This window comes from Roseovarius sp. YIN77 (assembly GCF_057219155.1).
In genome coordinates this window covers 1-9002 of record NZ_JBXVVI010000039.1, presented here as the reverse complement: position 1 = coordinate 9002, position 9002 = coordinate 1, and the positions used below count along the sequence as shown (strand labels likewise).

General features: G+C 48.9%; 6 protein-coding genes. 4 read left to right on the top strand and 2 right to left on the bottom strand.

Annotation, left to right across the window (positions count from 1 at the left end; translation table 11 throughout):
• The first annotated feature begins 234 nt into the window (after nt 1-234).
• Together AC2D8P_RS16340 and AC2D8P_RS16335 are read left to right on the top strand one after the other, a co-directional pair.
• The gene (locus tag AC2D8P_RS16340) at nt 235-477 is read left to right on the top strand and encodes a hypothetical protein (protein WP_484703918.1); all 243 of its coding nucleotides are present in this window, start codon (nt 235-237) and stop codon (nt 475-477) included.
• The gene (locus AC2D8P_RS16335; protein WP_484703916.1) at nt 474-1943 is read left to right on the top strand and encodes a flavin-containing monooxygenase; all 1470 of its coding nucleotides are present in this window, start codon (nt 474-476) and stop codon (nt 1941-1943) included. The genes AC2D8P_RS16340 and AC2D8P_RS16335 overlap by 4 nt, the downstream gene beginning before the upstream one ends.
• A gap of 273 nt (nt 1944-2216) precedes the next feature.
• Here AC2D8P_RS16335 and AC2D8P_RS16330 read toward each other — a convergent pair whose 3' ends face one another.
• Together AC2D8P_RS16330 and AC2D8P_RS16325 are read right to left on the bottom strand one after the other, a co-directional pair.
• On the bottom strand, nt 2217-4823 hold the full coding sequence (locus AC2D8P_RS16330) for an ATP-binding protein (RefSeq protein ID WP_484703914.1): 2607 nt from the start codon (nt 4821-4823) through the stop codon (nt 2217-2219).
• A gap of 540 nt (nt 4824-5363) precedes the next feature.
• Nucleotides 5364-7319, bottom strand: a complete 1956-nt coding sequence (locus AC2D8P_RS16325) for a BTAD domain-containing putative transcriptional regulator (protein WP_484703912.1) — start codon at nt 7317-7319, stop codon at nt 5364-5366.
• Nucleotides 7320-7415: 96 nt separating this feature from the next.
• Here AC2D8P_RS16325 and AC2D8P_RS16320 point away from each other — a divergent pair, with 96 nt between their 5' ends.
• Together AC2D8P_RS16320 and AC2D8P_RS16315 are read left to right on the top strand one after the other, a co-directional pair.
• Nucleotides 7416-7592, top strand: coding sequence for a hypothetical protein (locus AC2D8P_RS16320; protein WP_484703910.1), 177 nt, complete (start codon nt 7416-7418; stop codon nt 7590-7592).
• 419 nt (nt 7593-8011) lie between these two features.
• Complete coding sequence (locus AC2D8P_RS16315; RefSeq protein WP_484703908.1) at nt 8012-8809, top strand: heparin lyase I family protein; 798 nt, start codon at nt 8012-8014, stop codon at nt 8807-8809.
• Nucleotides 8810-9002: the final 193 nt, after the last annotated feature.

Genomic DNA, 9002 nt, shown 5'->3' with positions numbered 1-9002 from the left:
TCGGCCATTCATCGATCACGATGACAATGGATGTCTACGGTCACCTCTTTGAGAATCCTGAGGAGGATGTCGCGTTGTTTGAAAAGCTGGAAAGTGATCTACTGGCTGCATAAGTTCAGTCGGATTACTAAGCCAAGTTCAAGCCGGGGCCGGACCAGCCTCGGCTTTGGTTTTTCAAAAGGGATTATTGGATGCATTCGCTGATCGTGTTAAGAATGGGCGGGGGGAATGATCATGGATACATTTCTGCTGGCAGGTTCGGTCCTTGGGGCATGCATTGGTTTGTTTCACATGTTGAGTGTGTTTTCAACGCGATGGGGCCAACCGGGACTTAGCAAATCGAAGACCATCTGGCAGGGCATTTGGACCTGGGGTTTATGGACGCTCTTTGGCGCCTATGTTTTAGCCTTTTGGTTGATAGGCGCGATTTGTATGGGCCTGTCGCGACTTTCAGGTAATAAGCGCGGTGCAGCATGATCACCACGGGCATCAAAAGTGCGGTCATTATTGGAGCTGGCGTCTCAGGGCTCGCGACAGCAAAGGCTCTCCGGCAAAAAGGGATCAACTGCACCATCTACGACCGCAATCCAAAGCTGGGCGGCGTATGGGCCGACGGATATCATGGATTTGGCGTGCAAATTCCAAAGGATCTCTATCAATTCCCCGACTACCCGATACCTGAACATATCCCCCACTTCACTCCGGGGCCCGAGTTTCAGAACTATCTCGAAGGCTATTGTGACCATTTTGGCATTCGGGACAGTTTGCAGTTGGGTACATGCGTGACCTCAATTGAACGCTTGGCAAACGGATGGCAGCTCGAAATCAGTAAAGGCGACAAAGTCGAGGCGGTAGAGGCTGACTTGGTGGTGATTGCAACCGGCCTTTATTCCGAAACCCCTCAGATGCCGGATATCGAGGGACAGGATCAGTTCAACGGAGAAATACTTCACAACAGTCAGGTGAAAGATATTGAAATGCTGCGTGGCCGCCGTGTGGCTGTCGTTGGTTATGGCAAAAGCGCATGTGACATTGCCGGCGCAGCGATCGGTGTTGCTGACAAAGTAGACTTGGTGTTTCGCACCGCACATTGGCCCGTTCCCAGGAAACTGCTTGGTCTGCTGCCATTTAAGTGGGGAATGCTGACACGGCTGGTTGCGGCAATGATCCCCCCTTATGTAAGACCAACACCAATCGTTCGCGCCTTGCACACAATAGGTTATCCGCTGCCCTGGGTATTTTGGCGGATTGTCGAATTGTTACTGCGTATACAGCAAAAGCTGGATACCAAGATCGCCAATGGCAAGAATTTAGTCCCAGAGCACCCGATTGAGTTTGATGCTTATTCAGAAGTGACAATGGTTCCGCGCCCAGGATTTATCGATAACATTCGGAATGGACAAATTCATGCACATCGCAGTGGGCTGAAATGCTTTACCGATCACGAACTCATCTTGGACGATGGGGATGCACTGCAAGTTGACTGCGTTGTTTTTGGAACCGGATGGAAAACCGGATTTGGTTTCTTATCTGAAAGCCTACGAACGACCCTCGGGCACGGCCCAGACGGAATTTACCTTTACAGACATATGTTGCACCCTGACGTAGAAAATCTTGCATTTGTCGGTCGGGCGTCATCGTTCATGAGTGTAACGACTTTTGCACTTCAAGCGCGTTGGCTTGCCGAAGCAGTTGCAGGGAATGTTGCTCTTCCAACAAAGGACGACATGAGCGCTTCAATCGCCGCCCTTAAACATTGGAAGGAATCCTGGATGCCAGAAGGGCCTGCGCGTTCGGCAACACTGCTGTTACACATGGCCCCTTACCATGACGAACTCCTTATGGATATGGGGTCTGATCCTTTGCGAAAGCAGGGAATTCTTGCCCCGTTAAAAGAGCTTCTTGTACCGTATCAAGCAACAGATTTTCGCGATGTAGTTTAAAGCGACAAAACGAATGCAGCACGCGAAATGAAATCATATCTGCTCAATGCCAACTATAGAACTTGAGTTGGTTTTTTAGATCTGAAAGCAGTCAATCTTTGCTAAAAAATATGGCGTTTCCAATGGATTATGATTCCGCTGCTCTAACCACCTGAGCTACTCCGCCAAACCGAGTGTGGATTTATGGGAGGGTGAAGTAGGCGTCAAGGGGGAAAGTGCACCTATGCCTTTGGCGAGGTTCATATCGCCAACATTGACCAATGAGTTCTTCGATCAGGTTGTAAGCAATCCCATCTTTCTTGCTTTTGCGGTCGCTTCGCTTCTGTTGGACACGTCCAATTTTGCCAAAATCGCAGACACATGGTGATCTACGGTTTTGGCCGATACAAACAACCGTTCACCGATCTCTGCATTTGTCAGGCCGTGGTTCAAAAGTTGAAGCACATCCATTTGCCGTTTTGTTAAACCGACCGGGTTGGCCTGAGTGGAACCACGAGGTTTTGAAACCGTAATTTCATGTCCCTCAGACCGCATCTTGTCACGCACGCGCTCAGCAACTGGGTCAGCATCCAAAACTGTCAATATTTGTAATGATCTGTTGCGGTCTTCGCCATCACCCTGGGCCAGAACCAATGCCTGTTCGTACTTTGCCCCGCGCTCATTCCACGCACTTGCCGCCGCATTCAGATTGCCAGAGAGTTCTTCGCGAAACTCGGGCAACACGATCTGTTGAATTTCATTTGACGAAAACGCGTGTTCTGGGCAAAGCCGTTTCAGCCAACACATTGCACCCGCGACATGGTTGGGTTCCTGCGCTCTATTAATGACTTTATGCAAATAAGAGATCGCATATTCCATATCTTCCAAACCCAGCCACGCGCGTTCCGCCATCAGTTGGGCGAAAGCGACCAACCTCTGCATTTCCTTTGATTTGGCAACGAATGCTTTGACATATTGCAGTGATTGTTTTGCACCTTGTCGCCCTGTTCGGCTGCCGATCAACGCGACCGTACGCGCCATAGGAAAATATTCATGTGCACTGTTCGATCCGATGGTCTGCTCGTCAATTTCGCTTTTCAGTTCAGTCCAAGCGTCGTCCCATCGGTCGGTCATCAGATCAATCAACACCAATGTTCCTCGAATATAACTTCGATACCCCGGCAGCTCATTCCTGGTGCAATAATCGAAACACTCCATTGCAATCGCGCGGGCATTCTCAAATCGGTGTCGATCGAATTCAACGTAGCAACGGTTCGTCAACGCTCTGACGGAATGCTCTGGATTATTGATTTTCTGAGATATCACTAAACTTTTGTCGAGATTAGATTTTGCCTGTTCAAAATCTGACCAAATTTGCGCCATTCCCAGATTGTTCAGCGCATGTGCTTTTACTTCTTGGAACCCGTGCTCATCTGCAAGAGCAATCGCGCGAGTGGCATGTTCCGCAGATGTGGTGTGATCATAGTTGAGGACCGAAAGCTGAGCCAAATTAGAATGAGCCATTGCCAATTCCCAACCACTTTGGTTGCCTAAAATTCGCAGCGCATTATTAGCATGATTTTCTGCCTCTACTGTCGCCCCGATGAACCATAAAAAACGTGACAATCGACGATGACTGTCGCCTTCGTTTTTCGTGTTCCCGGATGCCTTGTACAGTTGTAGCGCCGTTTGCTGCAGTTCGATTGCGTTGTCGTAGTTTCCAGACATTGCGTTCGCCTGAGCAGCGTTCCGATACAGTTCTGCGGGCAGAGACGCCGCGATTCCGTGTTCAATCGCGACTTGAAAATGCTCTGCTGCCTCGCGAAATGAATTCAATTGCAGCGCTTCGTCGGCCGCCAGTGGTGAGTATTTGCGAACGGCCTCTACATTATCTGCAGATCGAGCATGGTGGAGATACCTCGCGTTTGTGATGTCATGCTCAGCTTTCAGGAGAGAAAACAATGATGCATGAAGATCTTTGTGTTTCTGCGGAGTCAAATCCATTTCGACAGACTGCCGGGCTAATTCATGGCGGAAGGCAAAATGAGTTTCACTCTCATTGATTAACCCTTTGGCAACCGCTTCGGCAGCCCCAGATTGCTTGCCATCTGAGAGCAACAAAGCAATCATTTTTTTCTCTGCATGGTTTGGAAAGACTGCGACGTGCTTCACAAATTCCTGCGCTTCTGGTGAAAGGCCGCTAACTCTATTCAGAACTGCATCCTGGACGCTTGTAGGAACACCCCTGCCATCGATCTGAAGGAGTTCAGTCGCATAGAAGGCGTTGCCTCCTGACGCTTCAAATATCGCTTTTGGGTCTTTACCAGCTGCGACTGCCAGATGGTGAATTGTCTCGCGGCGCAGCGGTTCCAATGCCAGACGCTTCACTTGGCTGGCTGTTGAGCCGTCCAAGATGCTTCGCAAACGTGCTTCGGTCAAGTCGCCTTCAACACGACCGGTTATAATCAACATTATTCGGGAACTTTGAAGCCGGCGGACAAGAAATCGCAGAAAATCAGTCGTCGCATCATCCGCCCAGTGGACATCTTCGACAATTACGATTGAGGGATCTGCCTCGTTCGCGAATACTTCCAAAGCAGACGAAAATATTGCCATACGTGAGCTGCCGGACAAAAGTTCAGCGCTAATTTGCCATCCCGATTGCCTGGCAATGTCCCAAAGCGGTCCAAGCGGCTCGGCGATGGACAGGTTTTCACAGGCCCCGCGAAATATTTTGGCGGAACCCAAGATTGTGCGTTCAAATTCAGATATCAACGCTGTCTTTCCTGCACCTGCCTCGCCAGAGATGATAACTGTTTTGCCTTCGCCTGACATCACGCTGTCAAAGCTCTCCCGCAGGCTCTGAAGCGAATCTTCGCGATCAAACAGGCGATACGCCATCCCTAGGCAATTCCTCTCGGCATTCGGCGGTAATAGGGAGACTATTACGCTTACCTAGAGAATATATAGGAAAATGGGGAATGTAAGGCTGAAATTTGGGGAGAGAGGGGCTTGAAATTAGGGATATCTCCCGAAGATCACAACGCAGATTTTGCACACACTAATCTGGCATTCACGCAAATGGAGATGCCAGATGTTTAAACTTAACAATATCCGATTTCGCAAAAAACCACATAACTCGGAACTTGAAGGCGCGGCATGGGGAAACTTGCCGGAAAATTATGCCGATGCGCCGCGCGAGATACGCGCCTCACATCGAACCAGAAATACGTCGCCTTCGTCCGACCCAAGATTCACAAGTTTTGGCTACATGAGATAAGTTGATGCATCGTGGCTCAGAAACGCATTCTGAGCCACTTCGCTCAATGCGAGTATGGACCCTGGAGGGGCGCGTAGGCGTCAGGGGGAAAGTGTGGGGCAATGGAGTTGAAGCGATAGTATTCTGAGGGATTATATTCATACGCTTGAAACTGAGACACCTCACGACTCAACACTGTTGATAAGTTTCTTGGTCATTGCCGGATCAGCAAACACCCAAGGATCAAAGTCGCGAAACTCAAATGATGGATATGAAGCATTCAACTGATCCAAAGAGTTTGCTGTTACTTTTTCATCTTTGCAAAGTTTAGCCGCTATCGCCATGCCAATTAGATTTTGGGGTAGTGATGGCGCCAGTGAATTTGCAAGAGAGAAGCTCTTGAACGCCTCGTCATGCAACCCCTCAACACACTGCACAAGACCCAGATCGCGTGTGTAAAGATGCCGGTAAGGATAGCCTGGATCACATTCAGCAGCGCGAGAAGCAAATCTGGAAGATTCCTCAACCTTCCCTTGAAACAATTGCACCTGCCCCATCAAGTCGATTGCGTGGTAATAGTCAGGGTTCAGATCCAGTGATGCTCGTGCTTCTGAATCAGCTGCGTGAAGATCTTTTTTCACGTACAATAGATAGTTTCCGTTGACGAGATGAACAACTTCGCTTCCGGACTTTAACTCCAACGCCCTGCTGATCAGAGAATGTGCTTCTTCTCCCTCTGTGTGACTTACACCTTGCCATTCAAAGATTCTGGGAATTGTCATCAGATTGAAGCTCAGCATGGTCATCGCCATCCAATTCTCTGGCTCCACTTCCAATATATTCCGCAAAGCTGCGCGTGCATTTTTCCAGCTTTGAATTTGTGGAACGAAGTGCAATCGCATCGCGAAATTCAGAAGCTCACACACGCTCATGTCATCCAAAGACTGGGTGGCAAGTTTTTCTGACATAATACTCGGCAGCCTTATGCGCACTGCACCCACGACCTTGGTGACAAAGCTATCTTGAATTTCAAATGCGTCTTCGTTGACTTCATCAAATCTGTCAGACCAGGCCACGTTTCCATCACGAAGGTCGGAGAGACTTGCACTTAAGCGCCACTTCTCGCCAAAGCCCCGTAGCGATCCACTTACAGAAAAGTCCGCGTCGTTCATCTCAGAAACCAGTATAATGCCACTTTGTCGCGCAAACGCCGTGGATATATCTTCCGCAATGGCCTCAGCTATTTCCCGTGCTTCTTCATTTGCCCCCTTGAATGGCGAAACAAACACCCGAGCCTTTCCGTCTGATTTGGTGCTTTGGAGTAAGGTTTCCAATGGTCGCTGCTTTGAAGAAATCCCAGATCTCGGTGTTTGTGATGATCTCCTTAAACGCGCATTTCGGACCTCTGAAATTAACGCAATGGTCTCAGAATCTGGCTCAACACCGAGCTCGGATGATAATACGCCCTGTAGTTTCGCGAACTGGCCCAGCGCGGCGTCCAAACGATTTTGTTTTTGGTAAGCTCTAATTAAGATGCGGTGGACATCTTCCCTCAAAGGATCATTCGTCAGCAAAGCATGTGCTGTTTTAATAACATCATCATACTTAAGATCTTCGCTGTATCGCTGGCAGAGTTTTACCATACACGCCGAATACGCCGCATGGATCGCACTGCGTTCACCGTCAATCCAACGATCAAACTCTGGTGTTAAAGATCCAAACCCATCAAGAAAATCACCTCGGTATATCTCTGTCAGCCGTTCAAGGGAGTTGGTGTCATCCGATTTTAGCAGTGCATAGAATTCTCTGACGTCCGTTTCAATCTCACCCCGTTTCAGTCTTAGGTGTACCTTGTCAGTTTCCAACGCCGCAGCCGCAGGTCCGAGTGACTTACGGATCATTGTAAGCGACTGCCTCAGGCTGCCTTTGGCTTGATCTTCTCCACTATCGGGCCACAGCAATCCTCTGACAGATTCACGAGGAATATCGTTTCCGATGTGTTGTGCGAGATAGACAAGTAACGCGACACATTTACGAGCGCCAACCTTGATCTGACCATTTTCACCGGCGATGGACACCGGTCCAAGCATGCTCAATCTTACCTTCGGCAATCGCTGTTTGTCGTTCGTTAGCTTCATTTATAACGCTCTTTTGACGATGCCTGCTCCGGTGGGATGACGGTCGAAATATAGCTTTACCTTATCAACAAATCAAAATGCTAAAGGAACAAAGCAATGTATGATCAAAACCCACTTCTTCACAAACTCAACATCGACGATCTGGCGAAAGACTATCAGGACCAAATGAACCGCAAAGGCAATCACGTTGATCGCCTAAAAGTTTCCACGGTTTTTGCGGCGATCGCCGTTATCGGATTTGCCGTCATTGCCACAGGCTCCAATATTACCTGAATTACCACACCAACTTAATTAAAGCCGCCAAATTGGCGGCTTTAACGATTCATCTCCATCAGTCCCATCAGTCAAACAACTTAGCCAAAAGCGAGTATGGACCCTGGAGGGGCGCGTGGGCGTCTTGGGGGGAAGTAGGAGGTTTGGCATGCGATTGCTTTTCCCGTTACCCCATACTTGATTTGAGCATCTTCGCATTTTGACATTCGTGCATGTTGCAGCATTCTTGATGAGAAGTTGACAGTTAAGCGGACAAAGCGGTCCTAGAGGTGATTAAGAAGACCAAATTCAAAACAACCGAGCGCTCATCGAGAGGACAGTCCTTTGTCCGGTCGTTTTTCCTACGGCGAGGAACGTGACACCGAAAGAAAAATGTTGTCTACATATTGGTGTATTTGAAGTTATTGGGGGAGGGATCGGTGTTAAAGGTTGTCGGATATTTTTTTGCTTTATTCATCTTGGCTGCTTGTATGAGCGATGCGCCGCAAAGCGGAAGAACGGGCAGTACCAATTTCAAATCAGTGAAATGGAATGGCGCGGAACCACATTTCTCCGACGGCGTCTATACATTCACCCCCGGTCCACAAGATTGTGGAGCACAGACTTATGGAGATGGGCGCGGTGAAAGCGATTGCAATGGTGGTCGTATAAGGTCGCAAATTCAAGCGGTGGGTCAAATACCTGTTGGCCGAGAGGTCGAATATAGTTTCGATTTTTGGATACCTGCTGATTTCAGCTATGATGGCGACCGAAATTACCCCGCCCATAGCCGCCTTTTGTTTGCGGAGTGGAAACGTTCAGAAGGTATCAAGAACCATGTTTATGAGATGCTTTTGGAATCCGTACGCGGTGTAACCTTTGAACGAAGAGTTTGTGTGACGCCCTCTGAGTTTGGAAAATGGAATAGTTTCTCGCTCCGTATTAAGTGGTCAACTCAAGATGATGGCTACATGCAAGCATATTGCAATGGCCGCCCAATCTTGGAACGAATGAATACTCAGACGGTTGTTCCACCGGATTGTGCCGCAAGGTATAAACTACAATGCGACCCTTCACGGCAAGTTCCTAGTGCTCCCCTGCTTTGGAGCATTGGGCCGAATTTCAGTGGGTATGGACGTGACTATGCGCAGAAAGGGAAGCGTTCACAATTTGCTCCTTTTCCTAGCGGCGGGATCGAAGTACGTGTTCGAAATCCAGCAATTCGAGCAATCAACTAATGGTCCAGTGATCGCGTGATAGACGCTTAGGGTCGACTAAACAGCTTCGTGTTGAATAGTGACTGCATTGCGGGATGGGGTGGATGGCTCCTGCTTCAACCGGCGTCGCAATGCGCCATAGTGCAGTTGTCATGAACTGCTTATGAGAGGAGCCACCCAATGCAAGTTACCACAATCGGCCTGGATTTGGCCA

Excerpts from the sequence above, each read along its gene's own strand:
- AC2D8P_RS16340 (WP_484703918.1), top strand. The coding sequence starts at position 235 with ATGGATACATTTCTGCTGGCAGGTTCGGTCCTTGGGGCATGCATTGGT.
- AC2D8P_RS16335 (WP_484703916.1), top strand. The coding sequence starts at position 474 with ATGATCACCACGGGCATCAAAAGTGCGGTCATTATTGGAGCTGGCGTC.
- AC2D8P_RS16330 (WP_484703914.1), bottom strand. The coding sequence starts at position 4,823 with ATGGCGTATCGCCTGTTTGATCGCGAAGATTCGCTTCAGAGCCTGCGG.
- AC2D8P_RS16325 (WP_484703912.1), bottom strand. The coding sequence starts at position 7,319 with ATGAAGCTAACGAACGACAAACAGCGATTGCCGAAGGTAAGATTGAGC.
- AC2D8P_RS16320 (WP_484703910.1), top strand. The coding sequence starts at position 7,416 with ATGTATGATCAAAACCCACTTCTTCACAAACTCAACATCGACGATCTG.